12 protein-coding genes are annotated in these 14,338 nt (G+C 71.9%); 6 read left to right on the forward strand and 6 right to left on the reverse strand.

What is annotated here, in order from left to right; all coding sequences use genetic code 11:
* Positions 1–92: 92 nt before the first annotated feature.
* From OG878_RS17320 to OG878_RS17330, 3 genes are all read left to right on the forward strand, one after another.
* The gene (locus OG878_RS17320; protein ID WP_328887613.1) at positions 93–542 is read left to right on the forward strand and encodes a VOC family protein; all 450 of its coding nucleotides are present in this window, start codon (positions 93–95) and stop codon (positions 540–542) included.
* 143 nt (positions 543–685) lie between these two features.
* Complete coding sequence (locus OG878_RS17325; protein ID WP_328887614.1) at positions 686–1,492, forward strand: Cof-type HAD-IIB family hydrolase; 807 nt, start codon at positions 686–688, stop codon at positions 1,490–1,492.
* A 166-nt stretch (positions 1,493–1,658) separates the two neighbouring features.
* A complete protein-coding gene (locus OG878_RS17330) occupies positions 1,659–2,210 on the forward strand; it encodes a flavodoxin family protein (protein ID WP_328887615.1) in 552 nt (183 codons plus the stop codon).
* A gap of 22 nt (positions 2,211–2,232) precedes the next feature.
* Here the strand turns inward: OG878_RS17330 and OG878_RS17335 are convergent, their stop codons facing one another.
* The 5 genes from OG878_RS17335 to OG878_RS17355 all read right to left on the reverse strand — a co-directional run bounded on the left by OG878_RS17335 (position 2,233) and on the right by OG878_RS17355 (position 7,615).
* Positions 2,233–2,898, reverse strand: a complete 666-nt coding sequence (locus OG878_RS17335) for a TetR/AcrR family transcriptional regulator (protein WP_328887616.1) — start codon at positions 2,896–2,898, stop codon at positions 2,233–2,235.
* A 210-nt stretch (positions 2,899–3,108) separates the two neighbouring features.
* A complete protein-coding gene (locus OG878_RS17340) occupies positions 3,109–3,999 on the reverse strand; it encodes an ABC transporter permease (protein WP_328887617.1) in 891 nt (296 codons plus the stop codon).
* Positions 3,986–4,972 (reverse strand): ABC transporter ATP-binding protein, encoded by a 987-nt coding sequence (locus OG878_RS17345; RefSeq protein ID WP_328887618.1) that lies wholly within the window; start codon positions 4,970–4,972, stop codon positions 3,986–3,988. The genes OG878_RS17340 and OG878_RS17345 overlap by 14 nt, the downstream gene beginning before the upstream one ends.
* A gap of 108 nt (positions 4,973–5,080) precedes the next feature.
* Positions 5,081–6,364 (reverse strand): LolA family protein, encoded by a 1,284-nt coding sequence (locus OG878_RS17350; RefSeq protein WP_328887619.1) that lies wholly within the window; start codon positions 6,362–6,364, stop codon positions 5,081–5,083.
* 240 nt (positions 6,365–6,604) lie between these two features.
* On the reverse strand, positions 6,605–7,615 hold the full coding sequence (locus OG878_RS17355; RefSeq protein ID WP_328887620.1) for a polyprenyl synthetase family protein: 1,011 nt from the start codon (positions 7,613–7,615) through the stop codon (positions 6,605–6,607).
* A gap of 480 nt (positions 7,616–8,095) precedes the next feature.
* On the opposite strand from OG878_RS17355, the gene OG878_RS17360 reads away from it, so the two are divergent.
* From OG878_RS17360 to OG878_RS17370, 3 genes are all read left to right on the forward strand, one after another.
* On the forward strand, positions 8,096–10,102 hold the full coding sequence (locus OG878_RS17360; protein ID WP_328887621.1) for a CocE/NonD family hydrolase: 2,007 nt from the start codon (positions 8,096–8,098) through the stop codon (positions 10,100–10,102).
* Between the two features lie 136 nt (positions 10,103–10,238).
* Positions 10,239–11,468 (forward strand): fumarylacetoacetase, encoded by a 1,230-nt coding sequence (fahA, locus tag OG878_RS17365; RefSeq protein ID WP_328887622.1) that lies wholly within the window; start codon positions 10,239–10,241, stop codon positions 11,466–11,468.
* Complete coding sequence (locus OG878_RS17370) at positions 11,465–12,151, forward strand: GOLPH3/VPS74 family protein (RefSeq protein ID WP_328887623.1); 687 nt, start codon at positions 11,465–11,467, stop codon at positions 12,149–12,151. Before fahA ends, OG878_RS17370 begins: the two co-directional genes overlap by 4 nt.
* Before the next feature lie 134 nt (positions 12,152–12,285).
* Here OG878_RS17370 and recQ read toward each other — a convergent pair whose 3' ends face one another.
* A complete protein-coding gene (gene recQ / locus OG878_RS17375; RefSeq protein ID WP_328887624.1) occupies positions 12,286–14,286 on the reverse strand; it encodes a DNA helicase RecQ in 2,001 nt (666 codons plus the stop codon).
* Between the last annotated feature and the right edge of the window lie 52 nt (positions 14,287–14,338).

The raw sequence follows: 14,338 nt of genomic DNA on the forward strand, positions 1-14,338 counted from the left end.
CCCGGGGACGACCCGGCCGTCGCCGCTCGCCGGTGGAGCGGGCCCGCGCGCCGGTTGCCGACCCACCGGTGCAACGGCTAGGAACGATTTCCATGACCCTGCACTGGAAGCTAGTCATCGACGCGACCGACCCGCACGGCCAGGCCGACTTCTGGGCCGGAACGCTCGGCTACCTGGTCGAGGACAACAGCCCGCTGATCGAGCGGCTGCTCGCCCTCGGAGCCGCACCGGAGGCGGCGACGGTCGAATCGCACGGCCGCCTGGCCTGGCGCGACCTCGCGGCGGTACGCCACCCGGGCGATCCGTACGAGGAGGAGAGCGGCATGGGCCTCGGGCGCCGGCTGCTGTTCCAGCGCGTACCGGAACCGAAGGCCGGGAAGAACCGGCTCCACCTGGACGTGCACGCCGGCCCGGACCGCCGCGAGACAGAGGTGGTGCGGCTGGAGGGCCTGGGCGCGACGCGGCTCCACAAGGTGGAGGAACCGGGGGGCACATGGTGGGTGCTCGCCGATCCGGAGGGCAACGAGTTCTGCGTACAGTGACCGGCCCGGAGATCATCACGGTCACCCGCTCTGCACAGTTCCTCCCGCGATGTCCGCGGCGGCTCGCCGCCGCGCCCCGAAGCGCGACCGTCCGCGCAGGTCAGGGCCGTACGACCGGAGGGCGATCTCCCTAGGCTTGGCCCATGCCCATCCCTCCCGCACATGCCCTCGTCGCCACGGATCTGGACGGCACTCTGCTGCGCCCCGACGACACCGTGAGCCCCCGCTCCCGTGCCGCGCTCGCGCGGGCCGCCGCGGCGGGGGCGCGGCACATAGTGGTCACCGGGCGGCCGGTGCCCGGCATACGGAGCCTGCTCGCGGGGCTGGACTACCGGGGTCCGGCGGTCTGCGGGCAGGGCACTCAGCTGTACGACGCCGGGTCCGGTCGCATGATCAGCGCGGCCGCTCTGGACCGGGAGCTGGCCGACACCGCTCTCGGCAAGATCGAGGCACAGGTGGGCCCGGTCTTCGCGGCCGTGGACCAGGACGGGACCGACGGCCGGACGCTGATCGAGCCGGGCTATCTGATGCCGCATCCCGCGTTGCCCGCCGTGCGGATCGGTCGCCGCGAGGAGCTGTGGGCCGCGCCGATCATCAAGGTCCTCGTCCGTCACCCGGAGCTGACGGACGACGCCCTCGCCGAGGCCGCCCGCGCGGTCGTCGGCGATCTGGCGACCGTCACCCTGTCCGGCCCCGGCACGGTCGAACTCCAGCCGTACGGCGTGGACAAGGGCACCGGGCTGGCCCTCGCCGCCGAGGCCCTGGGCCTGGATCCGGCGACGGCGATCGCCTTCGGCGACATGCCCAACGACCTGCCGATGTTCCGCCGGTCCGGGTACGGCGTCGCGATGGCCGACGCCCATCCCGAACTGAAGGCGGCGGCGGACGAGGTGACGCTGTCGAACGGCGAGGACGGGGTCGCGGCGGTGCTGGAGCGGCTGTTCCGCTGACCGCACGGAAGCAGCGGCCGGCCACGGAAGGAACGGGCAGCAGCGGCCCCGGGCGCCGGGACGGCCCTCCTGATCGATGAATCCCCTGGGAAAATTCCATGCGCATGCATATAATGCAGAAGCATAAAACTGTCGCACGCCAGGCCGTCCCGAGGAGCCCACCGCCATGACCGCTCGTTCGTTCCTGTTCCTGCTCGGCAGCAGCCGCCCCGACGGCAACACCGAGGAACTCGCCCGGCTCGCCGCCGAACAGCTGCCGACCGGGACCGCGCAGCGGTGGCTGAACCTGAGCCGGCCGGCACTCCCCGACTTCGAGGACCTGCGGCACGAGGGCGACGGCAGCTATCCCGCGCCCACCGGGCACGCCGCCACCCTGCTGGAGGCGACGCTCGGCGCGACCGATCTCGTGCTGGCGTCACCGCTGTACTGGTACGCCATGTCCACGTCCACCAAGCGGTATCTGGACCACTGGTCGGGATGGATGCGGGTGCCCGGCGTCGACTTCAGGGAACGGATGGCCGGACGCACCCTGTGGGGCGTCACCTCGCTCGCGACCGCCGATCGGAGCGTCGCCGAACCGGCGACGGGGACGCTGCGCACCATCGCCTCGTACATGCGGATGGAGTGGGGCGGAATGCTGCTGGGAATCGGCAACCGGCCCGGCGACGTGCTGAACGACCCGGCCGCCACCGCCCACGCCAAGCACTTCTTCGGCTGACGGCGGGTACCGGCCGCGGGAGCTACGAGGCAGCGGACTCCGGAGCGGCCGGCTCCGGAGCAGCCGCCGGGACAGCCGGTTCCGGAGCGGCCGGCCCCAGGTCGGCCCGCGCACCCAGCGAGCGCAGTACATGCGCGACCAGCGCCGCGATCGTCGCCTCGTCCTGGGGCGGTTTGCGCAGCACATGGCGGTAGTAGACAGGCCCGTAGAGCATCTCCACGGCCAGCGGAAGATTCGCACCCGGCGGGATCTGTCCCTGCTCCTGGGCCTTGCGCAGCCGGGCGACCGCCTCCCCGAAGCGGGGTTCGATCAGCTGGGTGCGGACCGTTTCGGCGAGTGCGTCGTCGTGGTGGATCTCGGAGAGGATCCCGGCGTACGCGGGGCCGAACGGCGGCGTGGAGAGCAGTCTCACCGCACCCGTTACATGGGTGCGGATGTCGGCGGCGATGTCGCCGGTGTCGACGAACGGGGTGGCGTCGACCAGCGCCTCCGTGAACGCCTCCAGCAGCACCGCACTCTTTGACGGCCACCAGCGGTAGATCGTCTTCTTGCTGACGCCCGCCCGGCCCGCGATCGCCTCGATGGTGACGCGGCCGTATCCCTTCTCCGTGCACAGCGCGAGGGCGGCATCCAGGGTCGCCCGTCGTGATCGCTCGCTGCGGCGCAGAGAACTCGGCGATGTGATCATTCGGTGAGCATAGGGGTGTTCGGTCCCATCCTTGTTGACAGTCCGTCGCCAAAAGTCGAACAATACCCAGGCGGAAACGGAACGTGCCGTGTCGGGTCGTGCCCGCTGTTCGCACCGTTCGTGCCGTTCGTGCTGCGACGAGCCGATCGGGGGACGGCTCGCCCGGCCGACGGCACGGACGGAACCAACCGGCCGTGCGTGCGCGCCCGTTCAGGCAGTGATGTCCTTCGCCGTGAAACGCGCCCAGGCCGCCGAGCCGAACACCGCGACGTACAGCCCCTGCAGCCCCAGGTTCTTGACCATCTGGTCCCAGTAGACGGGGTCGCGCAGCAGGTCCGCGAAGGACAGCCAGTAGTGCGGGAAGAGATACGGGTGGATACCGCTCAGCTGCGGGATCGAGTCGAGGATCTGCACCGTGATCAGTACCCCGACCGTCGTGGCCATCGCCGCGATCCCGCTGCCGGTGAGCGTCGAGACGAACAGCCCGAGCGCCGCGAATCCGGTCAGCGAGACCGCCACGGTCACCGCGATCAGGCCGGCCCGCAGCAGCCCCTCGCCGAAGCCGATCTGCGTCCCGGAGATCGTCGTGACCTCCCCGACCGGGAACAGCAGCGTCCCGACGGCGAGCGCCGACGCCGCCACGACCACCGTCGCGAGCAGGCAGAACACCAGCGTGGAGGCGTACTTGGTGAGCAGCAGCCGGGTCCGGCCGGCGGGGGCGACCAGCAGATAGCGCAGGGTGCCCGCACCGGCCTCGCCCGCGATCGCATCGCCGGCGATGACGCCGACGGCCATCGGGAGGAAGACCGGGAGGGTCGCGGCGAGGGCCGCGAAGACCAGGAAGAGGCCGTTGTTGGTCACCTGGGAGAGAAACGCCGGGCCGCCGTCCCCTCTGCCCGGACCGGCCGGCGAGCCGTCGCTCGTCTCGATCTTCACCGCGATCCCGATCAGTACGGGAACAGCGGCCAGCACCCCGAGCAGCGCGAGCGTGCGCCGGCGGTGCAGTGTCGTGGCCAGTTCGGAGCGGAGGATCCCGAAGGTCCACAGCGGGTTGCGGGGCCGGCCCGCTCCGGTGCGTGCGACTGCTTCAGCCTGCGACATCGAATCCCTCTCCGGTGAGTGCGACGAAGGCGTCCTCCAGCGAGGCCCGTTCGACGCCGAAAGACCGTACGCGTACCCCGCCGCGGACCAGTGCCCCGTTGAGGTCCGCGAGTTCGACATCGCCCGGAGGGGCCTCGGCGCTGACCCGGTCGCCGTCGGCGGTGATGCCGGTGACGCCCAGTTCCTTGAGGATGCGGGCCGCGTCACCCGGGTCGGGGGTGGTGACGGCGAGTCGGCCGCGGGCACCGGCCGCAAGGTCGGCGACCGGGCCCTGGGTGACCAGCCGGCCCCTGGCCATCACGGCGGCGTGCGTGCAGACCTGCTCGATCTCGTCGAGGAGGTGGGAGGAGAGAAAGACGGTGGTGCCGTCGGCCGCCAACCCCCGGACCAGGTTGCGGATCTCCCGCATCCCTTGCGGGTCGAGGCCGTTGGTCGGCTCGTCCAGGACGAGGAGGCGACGCGGCTGGAGGAGGGCGGCGGCCAGGCCGAGGCGCTGCTTCATGCCCAGCGAGTACGCCTTCGCCTTCTTGCCCGCGGCGGCCCCGAGCCCGACCCGGTCCAGGGCGGCCGCGACCCGGGCGCGGCGGGTGCGCGGATCGGCGGTCGGGTCGGCCGAGTCGTACCGTACGAGATTGTCCCGGCCGGTCAGGAACCCGTACAGGGCGGGCCCTTCGATCAGCGCTCCGACCTGCGGGAGCACGGTCCGGCCCGCGCCCGGCATGGGGTGGCCGAGCACCCGGGCGGTGCCCGACGTCGGGTCGATCAGGCCCATCAGCATCCGGATCGTGGTGGTCTTCCCGGAGCCGTTGGGCCCGAGGAAGCCGAAGACGCTGCCGTCGGGGACGCTGAGGTCGAGTCCGTCGACGGCGAGCTGCCCACCGCGGTACCGCTTGGTCAGTCCGCTGGTCTCGATCACGGCCGTTCCGGTCCGGGGCTCCGCCTCGGACGCGGTCGCGGCACCGGGCTCTGTCATGCGTGACTCCCCATGGGTCGGGTAACGGACCGCCCCGCCGTACGGAGCGTACGGCGGGGCGGTCGCGCGGTGCGGAAGGCGCTGGGACGCGCGTGAACTGCCGTTACGTCAGGCGGCGTTGTCCGCTGCCCTGACGAGCGCGTCCTTGGTGACCAGACCGACGTAGACCTTGCCGTCGTCCGTCATCAGGGCGTTGACCAGGCGGGTCCTGAAGACCGTGCCCGAGCCGAACTTCCCGGTGACCTTGTCGCCGAACGAGTCCAGGAACTCCTGTGCAGCAGGCGGCACATCGCCGGACTTCGGTGATGTCGGGACCGCCTTTCCGCCCGGCGCCTCGATCTCCGCTATCGCGCTCCAGCCCTCGCCGATGACCTTCACACCCTTGCCGCCGGCCAGCTCGTCCAGCCCGGCCGGTCCGCCGGGCACGGTGAAGTCCGGAGCCCGCTCCCCCGCCTTCTTCTCCGCCTGCTTCTCCGTCTTCGCCTCGTCGGCCTCGGTCACCTTGACGCCCTTCGGCGGCGTGAACGTGAACGAGGAGGCAGCCGGCGCTGCGAAGTCGACGCTGGTGAACCCGGCGTCGACGGCCGCCTTCCCGCCGCTGCTCGGGGAGAGCGTGAACTTCAGCGGTACGCCGTTCTTCGCGTCGACCGCGACCGTGATCGCACCGATCGTCGAGCCGCCCTGCCTGGGCTTGATGACCAGCTTGTACGCGTCACGCCCGGCGACCTGCGCCGTGCCGTCGACCGTCACCGACGTGGTGGGTCCTGCCATCTTCAGTGCCTCTTCGGCGAAGGCCTTCGGGGTGGCCGGCACGCCCTGAGGAGTCCTGGCCCCGTCGTGCTTCTCCGCACCGCCCGAAGCCTTGTCCTCGGTCGCGTGGTACGCCTCGTTGGACTTGCTGTCGTACGCCCAGACCTGGTCCCCGTTGCGGATCACACTGTACTCGGCGGCGCTGTCCAGTATCGAGACGCGCTGCTTGTCGGGGCCGTCGGCGGCCACCCGCAGGGTGTGCGTGCCGGAGGCGAGCTCCGTCAGCTTCTGCTGCGGGTCGGCGCTCGATCCGCCCTGCGGTCCGTCGCCGCCGCCCGGCACCGCCAGACCGGCGATCCCGCCCAGCGACGGGATGCCGAGGTCGGTGCTGATCTTCACCGTGCCGGAGAGCTGCTCGGTGTCCGACGCTGCGATCTTCTCGATGAGCTGCTGTGCGGTGATCTCCGGCAGATCGGGGTCACCGGTGTCCGCGAGCGCCGGGACCAGCCCGATCGTCGCGGCCGCCACCCCCGCCACCGCTACCGGGACGATGTAGCGCGCCGCCTTGCGGCGGCCGACCGTGGTGCCGGTGGCCTCGTCCGTGGCGTTGCCGGTGGTCCCTGCGCTGTCGTTCGGTGCCATGTGTGCCCTACCTCCGTGGTCGGCGGCTTCCGTCGGATGCACTCGTCCACTCCGTGCCGCCATTCTCACCCGTTTTGGTCAGGAGTGGTTGTTCTCCATCTGACCAAAATCTGCCTGGCGAGGCGTCAGCCCGCGGGAGCAACTCCGCGTACCTCTGCGGTATGACACCACCCACCCGTACCTCCCCCGACCCGTAGGGGTCGGGGCGGGGGCACGGGGGTGCACAGCGCGCCGGAGGGGTCAGCCCGCGCGGTGCACCACGAGGTCGCACAGTTCTTCCAGTGCGGACTTCGCGTAACACGCCGGCAGCGGCGCCAGCGTGGCCCGCGCCTCCTCGGCGTACCGGATCGTGTCGCGCCGGGCCTGCTCCAACGCGGGGTGCGCGCGCAGCCGGCAGAGCGCCTCGGCGAGCCGGTCGTCGTCGCCGAGGTCGCCGTCGAGCAGCTCCAGCAGCTCCAGGTCGTCCGGCTTGCCGTCGGCGGCCGCCTGCGCCCGCAGATGCAGCACGGGGAGCGTCGGGATGCCCTCACGCAGGTCCGTGCCGGGGGTCTTGCCGGACTCGTGGGTGTCGGAGGCGATGTCGAGCACGTCGTCGGCGAGCTGGAAGGCGACGCCGAGCCGTTCCCCGTACTGGGTGAGGATGTCGACGGCAGACTCGTCGGCGCCGGCCATCATCGCGCCGAACCGGCAGGCCACGGCGATCAGCGAGCCGGTCTTGCCGCGCATCACCTCGAGGTAGTGCTCGACCGGGTCGCGGCCGTCGCGCGGGCCCGCGGTCTCCAGGATCTGGCCGGTGACCAGGCGCTCGAACGCCTCCGCCTGGATGCGGACGGCCTCCGGACCGAGGTCGGCCAGTATGTGCGAGGCACGGGCGAAGAGGAAGTCGCCGGTCAGCACGGCCACCGAGTTGCCCCACCGGGTGTTGGCGCTGTCGACCCCCCGGCGTACGTTCGCCTCGTCCATCACGTCGTCGTGGTACAGCGTGGCGAGATGCGTCAGCTCGACCACCACGGCGGACGGCACGACACCCGGCGCGTCGGCGTCACCGAACTGGGACGCCAGCATCGCCAGCATGGGCCGGAAACGCTTGCCCCCCGCCCGTACGAGATGCTGCGCGGCCTCTGTGATGAACGGGACGTCGCTCTTGGTGGCATCGAGCAGCCCCGCCTCGACAGCGGCCAAACCGGTCTGGACATCGGCCTCAAGAGCCTGGTCCCGCACGCTCAGTCCGAACGGCCCGACGACGGTCACGAGGGGATCTCCTGTCTGCTGACGATCACACGGAATGTCGATGTGTCGCTGCCATCACTCAAGTCAGCGTATCCGGTCCCCTTTCGATCACCATGGGCGCCTTCCCGCCACCGCCGGTATGTTCGGGTTCAGCTCATCCGATCAGGAGTTGTCCCTTGGTCCCACAGCGCCGCCGAAGCCGAACGGACCCGGCCGCCACCCGGCGGCGGCCATGCCTCCTCCCGGCCGTTCCCGGGCCCCGTCCGGGCCCTGTCCGGGCCTCCCCCGGCCGGCCGGGGGACCGCGCGGGCCGGCACCGCCTCGTCACGGCCGGGCGGCCGCGCGACGAGCTCCGGCCCGGTCCGGTACACACGCGGCCGACGTCACCTGGCCGGGCGTAACCACGACGCCGGCTTCCCGCCCGTGCGGGCCGGCACCGCCGCCGCACCCCGGCTCGGGCGCACCCTGCGCCCCGTCGCACCCCGTCCCCCGAGGTACGCCATGCACATCCGCACCCGGTTCCCGTACGACACGGCCCACGAGGACGTCTGGATCCCGCTGCCGGGCGGCACACAGCTCTACGCCCGGGTCTGGCGGCCGGTCACCGACGAACCCGTGCCGGCGCTCCTCGAGTACCTGCCGTACCGGCTGAGCGACTGGACGTCGCCGCGCGACTGGCAGCGCCACCCCTGGTACGCGGGCCACGGCTACGCCTGCGTACGGGTCGATCTGCGCGGGCACGGCAACAGCGAGGGCCTGCCGGGCGACGCGCACGACACCACGGAGCTGGCCGACGGGGTCGCCGTCGTCCACTGGCTGGCCCAGCAGGAATGGTGCTCCGGCCGGGTCGGCATGCTGGGGATGTCCTGGGGCGGCTTCGACGCGCTCCGGATCGCCGCGCTCGCCCCGGAGCCGCTGAAGGCGGTCGTCGCGGTCTGCTCGTCCGACGACCGGTACGACAACGACGTCCACTACCTGGGCGGCTCGGTCCTCGCCGTCGACATGCACGCCAGGGCGGCCGCCCTGCTGGCCTTCACCGCCCGGCCGCCGGACCCGGCGTACGTCGGCGACGACTGGACGGACCTGTGGCTGAAGCGGCTCGAAGGGCTCGCCCCGTACATCCATACCTGGCTGGCACATCAGACCCGCGACGACTACTGGACCCGGGGCAGTGTCCGCGAGGACTGCTCCGCCATCCAGGCGCATGTGCTCGCGGTGGGCGGCTGGCACGACCCGCACCGCGACACCGTCCTGCGGCTCGTCGAACGCCTCGACCCGGCGAGGGTGCGCGGGCTGATCGGGCCGTGGTCGCACCAGTATCCGGACGGCGGCCTGCCGCCGGGGCCGTCGATCGGGTTCCTCCAGGAGACGCTGCGCTGGTGGGACCAGCACCTGAAGGACAAGGACACCGGCGTCATGTCCGAGCCGCTGCTGCGGTCCTGGATCAGCGGGTCGCACCGGCCCGCGACAGTGTACGAGTCGCTTCCCGGCCGGTGGGTCGGCGACACCGGCTGGCCCTCGGAGAACGTCACGCCCCTCACGTACGCCCTCCGGGGCGGGCCGCAGACCGTCCGCTCGCCGCAGCAGACCGGGCTGGACGCCGGGCGGTTCGTCCCGATCGGCAACGACGCCGATCTGCCGCCCGACCAGCGTGACGAGGACGCCAAGTCGGTCTCCTTCGAGTTCCCCGTCGAGAACGCCCCGATCGAGATCCTGGGGCGTCCGAAGGTGAAGCTCCGGATCCGGATGGACGTACCGCGCGGCCAGGCGATCGCCCGGCTCTGCGACGTCGCGCCCGACGGCTCCTCCACCCTCGTCACCCGCGGCGTCCTCAACCTGTCCGCGCGGCACGGCCTCGACCGGTCCGACGACTGGCCGGCGGGCGCCACGGAGGACGTCACGTTCGAGCTGAACGGCATCGGCTACGCCTTCCCGCCCGGCCACCGGATCAGACTCGCCGTCTCCTCCTCGTACTGGCCGTGGATCTGGCCGCAGGCCGGTTCGGCGGGGTTCACCCTGGACGCGGACGGCAGCTTCGTCGAACTGCCGGTGCGCCGCCGCACCGAGGATCCGCCGATCATGTTCGAGGAGGCGGAGCACTCGGAGCCGCTCGGCGTCGTCCAGCCGGTGACGCTCGACGAGCCGCGACCCGAGCGCCTGGTGGTCCGCGACGTCGCCAAGGGTGAGTGGCGGCTGGAGACAGACCCGCGCCACGGCGGCACGCGCGTCTACCCGGACGGTCTCGAAGTCACCGAGGACGCGGAGGAGACGTACACGATCCAGGAGGACGACCCGCTGTCCGCGCGCACCCGCTCCCAGTGGACGATCCGGCTCCACCGGCCGGAGACCGCCGAGGCCGTGAAGTGGGACGTGAAGATCGAGACGCGGTCCGAAATCAGTGCGGACGAGACCGACTTCCTGACCTTCGACGAGGTGGTGTGCACGGACGGCAGCGAGATCGTCTTCCACCGCACCTGGGAGAAGCGGATCGCGCGCACGGCGGGCTGAATCGACGCCGCACCCTCTCCCACATGGGCGTACGAAGGAACTTTCCGGGCATCGGGCGTAGTTGGGGCACTGCCGCGAGACAGCCCCGCCGACGTAACGTGTCCCCCAAGCGACCTTGAAAGCGAGGCAGCAACAGATGCCCGAGCAGAGCAGTCCGCTCGATCTGGCCGAGGGCGACCCCTTCGGTCCGCACAACCTTCCGTACGGTGTGTTCTCCACGACCGGTCACCCCGGGGAGCGCCGGGTCGGCGTCCGCATCGGCAACCACGTACTGGACGCGGGGGCCGCGGCGCACGCGCTCGGCTCACCCTACGCACAGCTCCTCGCCCAGCCGGACCTGACCGCGCTGCTGGCTGCCGGCCGCACCGCCTGGCGTGACGTCCGGCGGGCGCTCACCGCCTGGGTGACGGTCCCGGCCCACCGTGCGGACATCGAGCCGCTGCTGCACCCCGTAGACGCGGTGACGCTCCATCTGCCGTACGCCGTCGCGGACTACGTCGACTTCTACGCGAGCGAGAACCACGCCACCAACGTCGGGAAGATCTTCCGACCGGACGGCGCCGCGCTCACCCCCAACTGGAAGCACCTTCCGATCGGCTACCACGGCCGGTCCGGCACCGTCGTCGTCTCCGGTACGGATGTGGTGCGCCCCTCGGGCCAGCGCAAGGCTCCGACCGACGCCGCCCCCGTCTTCGGCCCCTCCGTCAAGCTGGACATCGAGGCCGAGGTCGGCTTCGTGGTGGGGGTGCCCTCCGAGCAGGGCCGGCCGGTCGCACTCGGCGACTTCCGCGACCATGTCTTCGGGCTCTCGCTGCTCAACGACTGGTCGGCGCGCGACATCCAGGCATGGGAGTACGTCCCGCTGGGACCGTTCCTCGGCAAGTCCTTCGCCACATCCGTATCGGCGTGGGTGACCCCGCTCGAGGCCCTGGACGCGGCCCGGATCGCACCGCCCGCCCGGGACCTCCCGCTCCTCCCCTATCTGGAGGACGGCGGCGAGGACGAGCCCGGCGGCCTCGACCTGCGGATCACCGTCGCGATCAACGGGCAGCCGGTGGCCGAGCCGCCGTTCGCCACGATGTACTGGACGGCCGCCCAGATGCTGGCACAGATGACGGTGAACGGTGCGTCGCTGCGCACCGGCGATCTGTACGGCTCCGGCACCGTCAGCGGTACCGAGCCAAGCCAGCGCGGCTCGCTCCTCGAACTCACCTGGAACGGCCGCGACCCGCTGGACCTCCCGGACGGGAAGCGGACCTTCCTCGAGGACGGCGACGAGGTGACCCTGACGGCCTGGGCACCGGGGCCGCACGGCACCCGGGTGGGTCTCGGCGAAGTGACGGGCCGAATCGTGCCGACACCATGACCCCGGCCCACCCGGGACTCACGCTCCCCGAGGAACTGCTGCTGCTCGCCCTGGACCCGCAGCGGGGCAGACCGTACTGCCGCAACCGCTTCCTGGAGTACGGGATGGCGGGCGCGGTCCTCGCGGAGCTGGAGCTCCAGGGCCGGATCACCGAGCAGCTCGGCCGGATACGGGTGATCAACCCGCTGACTCCCCAGGACCCGCTCCTCGCACAGGTCCTGGGGAGTCTGCCGGCCCCGGACAAGGGCGGATTCACGGGCGGCGTCAGCGCGAAGCAGTGGATACGGCGGACCGGCCGGCACGTCGAGGAGCTGTGCCTGGGCCACCTGGTCGGCCGCGCGGTCCTGCGCAGGGAGACCCACCGCTTCCTCGGCCTGCTGCCGTACCACCGCCACCCGGCGGCGGCCCCGGACCTGCCGGCCACGGTCCGGGAACGCTTCACGGCCGCCCAGACGGCAGGCTTCCCGGACCCTCGCAGCCGCACACTGGCCGCGCTGGTCTCGGCGATCGGTCTGTCGAGCGCGGTGGCGCAGGGCGGCTGGAGGGCCCGTTCGTCGATGCGCGACCTCGTACGCCAGGAGTGGACCGCGCACGCGGTGCACCGGAACGTCCGTCAGGACAAGGCGAACGGGAGCGGCGGGAGCGCGGGCGGCAGCCAAGCAAGCAGCGACGACGGCGACTGACCGGGGGCAGGGCCGACCGGGGGCAGGGGCTGACCGCGGCGGGAGGCGGTCAGCCGCAATCGGGGCCCGATCCGGTTTCCGGCGCGCACGCCCCGGACAGCCGCGAGGCTGTCCGGCACCGCCCGGCCCCGGGCTCACTCGTACTCGGGCGGCTCCTCGTCCCAGCCGAACTCGGGGTCCGCACCCGGGACCGCGGGTGCGACCGGGCTCGGGGCCGCCGGCTGACGGGTGGCCCCCACCGGATGCGCGGCCGGCTCCCCGTCGCCCGGCGCGGGCGCCCCGGCCTCCCCGAGCGACGCGAGCACCTCCAGCACCCCCTCCCCGTACGTCGCCAGCTTCTTCTCGCCGAGGCCGCTGATCGTGCCCAGCTCGGCCAGGGAGGCGGGGCGCGCGGACGCGATCTCGCGCAGCGTCGCGTCGTGGAAGATGACGTACGCCGGGACGCCCTGCTCCTTCGCGCGTGCGCCGCGCCAGGCGCGCAGTGCCTCGAAGACCGGTACCGCCTCCGGGGCCAGCTCGGCGACGGCCGCCGACGCCTTCGGGCTCCGCTCGCCCTTCGAGGACCGCGACGCGGGCTTCGGCGCCTCCTTGCGCAGCCGTACCTCCCGCTCCCGGCCGAGCACCGAGCCGCTCTCCCCGGTCAGCACCAGCGTGCCGTACTCGCCCTCGACCTCCAGCAGTCCCTGGGCCAGCAACTGCCGCACCACGCCCCGCCATTCCGCCTCGGACAGCTCTCCACCGATGCCGAACACCGACAGCTGGTCGTGGTCGAACTGGATGACCTTCGCGGTCTTGCGGCCCAGCAGGATGTCGATGACCTGGCCCGCGCCGAACTTCTGGCCCCGCTCCCGCTTCAGCCGCACCACGGCGGACAGCAGCTTCTGCGCGGCCACCGTGCCGTCCCAGGTCTCGGGCGGGGTCAGGCAGGTGTCGCAGTTGCCGCAGGCCGCCTTCTGCGGCTCCTGGCCGAAGTACGTCAGCAGCCGGGCCCGGCGGCAGTCGGCGGTCTCACACAGGGCGAGCATCGCGTCGAGGTGGGCGGCCGCGCGACGGCGGAACGCCTCGTCGCCGTCGCCGCCCTGGATCAGCTTGCGCTGCTGCACGACGTCCTGGAGGCCGTACGCCATCCAGGCCGTGGACGGCAGCCCGTCGCGGCCCGCGCGGCCGGTCTCCTGGTAGTAGCCCTCGACGGACTTCGGCAGGTCGAGGTGGGCGACGAACCTCACGTCCGGCTTGTCGATGCCCATGCCGAAGGCGATCGTCGCGACGACGACCAGGCCGTCCTCGCGCAGGAACCGTGCCTGGTGGCGCGCCCGCGTCCCGGCATCCAGACCCGCGTGGTAGGGGACGGCCTCGATGCCGTTGCGGCAGAGGTATTCGGCGGTCTTCTCCGTCGAGGCGCGCGAGAGGCAGTAGACGATGCCCGCATCCCCGGCGTGCTCCTCCTTGAGGAAGGTCAGCAGCTGCTTCTTCGGGTCGGACTTCGGCACGATCCGGTACTGGATGTTGGGCCGGTCGAAGCTGGCCACGAAGTGCTTCGCACCGGGCATGCCGAGGCGCTGGGTGATCTCCTGGTGCGTGGCGTTCGTCGCCGTCGCGGTCAGGGCGATCCGCGGTACGTCGGGCCAACGCTCGCCGAGCACGGACAGGGCCAGATAGTCCGGCCGGAAGTCGTGGCCCCACTGGGCGACGCAGTGCGCCTCGTCGACGGCGAAGACGGAGATGCTGCCGCGTGCGAGCAGATCGAGCGTGGAGTCCAGGCGCAGCCGCTCCGGCGCCAGGTAGAGCACGTCGAGCTCACCGGCGAGGAACTCGGCCTCCCGCACCCGGCGTTCGTCGAAGTCCAGCGTGGAGTTGATGAACCCGGCACGCACACCGAGCGCCCGCAACGCGTCCACCTGGTCCTGCATGAGGGCGATCAGCGGCGAGATCACCACGCCCGTACCGGGTCTGACGAGGGCCGGGATCTGGTAGCAGAGGGACTTTCCGCCACCGGTCGGCATCAGGACGACGGCGTCACCGCCCGTCACCACATGGTCGACGACCGCTTCCTGCTCGCCGCGGAACGTCTCGTACCCGAACACCCGGTGCAGCGTCCGCTGCGCCTCGCTCTCGGTGCTCTCGGTCACGTCCATGGTCACGCCCGTCCCGCCCATCGCTCTGTCCCCCGGGGGTCTGCCCTGTTCT

Source organism: Streptomyces sp. NBC_00316 (assembly GCF_036158715.1).
Classification (GTDB): Bacteria; Actinomycetota; Actinomycetes; order Streptomycetales; family Streptomycetaceae; genus Streptomyces.

Excerpts from the sequence above, each read along its gene's own strand:
- OG878_RS17320 (WP_328887613.1), top strand. The coding sequence starts at position 93 with ATGACCCTGCACTGGAAGCTAGTCATCGACGCGACCGACCCGCACGGC.
- OG878_RS17325 (WP_328887614.1), top strand. The coding sequence starts at position 686 with ATGCCCATCCCTCCCGCACATGCCCTCGTCGCCACGGATCTGGACGGC.
- OG878_RS17330 (WP_328887615.1), top strand. The coding sequence starts at position 1,659 with ATGACCGCTCGTTCGTTCCTGTTCCTGCTCGGCAGCAGCCGCCCCGAC.
- OG878_RS17335 (WP_328887616.1), bottom strand. The coding sequence starts at position 2,898 with ATGATCACATCGCCGAGTTCTCTGCGCCGCAGCGAGCGATCACGACGG.
- OG878_RS17340 (WP_328887617.1), bottom strand. The coding sequence starts at position 3,999 with ATGTCGCAGGCTGAAGCAGTCGCACGCACCGGAGCGGGCCGGCCCCGC.
- OG878_RS17345 (WP_328887618.1), bottom strand. The coding sequence starts at position 4,972 with ATGACAGAGCCCGGTGCCGCGACCGCGTCCGAGGCGGAGCCCCGGACC.
- OG878_RS17350 (WP_328887619.1), bottom strand. The coding sequence starts at position 6,364 with ATGGCACCGAACGACAGCGCAGGGACCACCGGCAACGCCACGGACGAG.
- OG878_RS17360 (WP_328887621.1), top strand. The coding sequence starts at position 8,096 with ATGCACATCCGCACCCGGTTCCCGTACGACACGGCCCACGAGGACGTC.
- fahA (WP_328887622.1), top strand. The coding sequence starts at position 10,239 with ATGCCCGAGCAGAGCAGTCCGCTCGATCTGGCCGAGGGCGACCCCTTC.
- OG878_RS17370 (WP_328887623.1), top strand. The coding sequence starts at position 11,465 with ATGACCCCGGCCCACCCGGGACTCACGCTCCCCGAGGAACTGCTGCTG.
- recQ (WP_328887624.1), bottom strand. The coding sequence starts at position 14,286 with ATGGACGTGACCGAGAGCACCGAGAGCGAGGCGCAGCGGACGCTGCAC.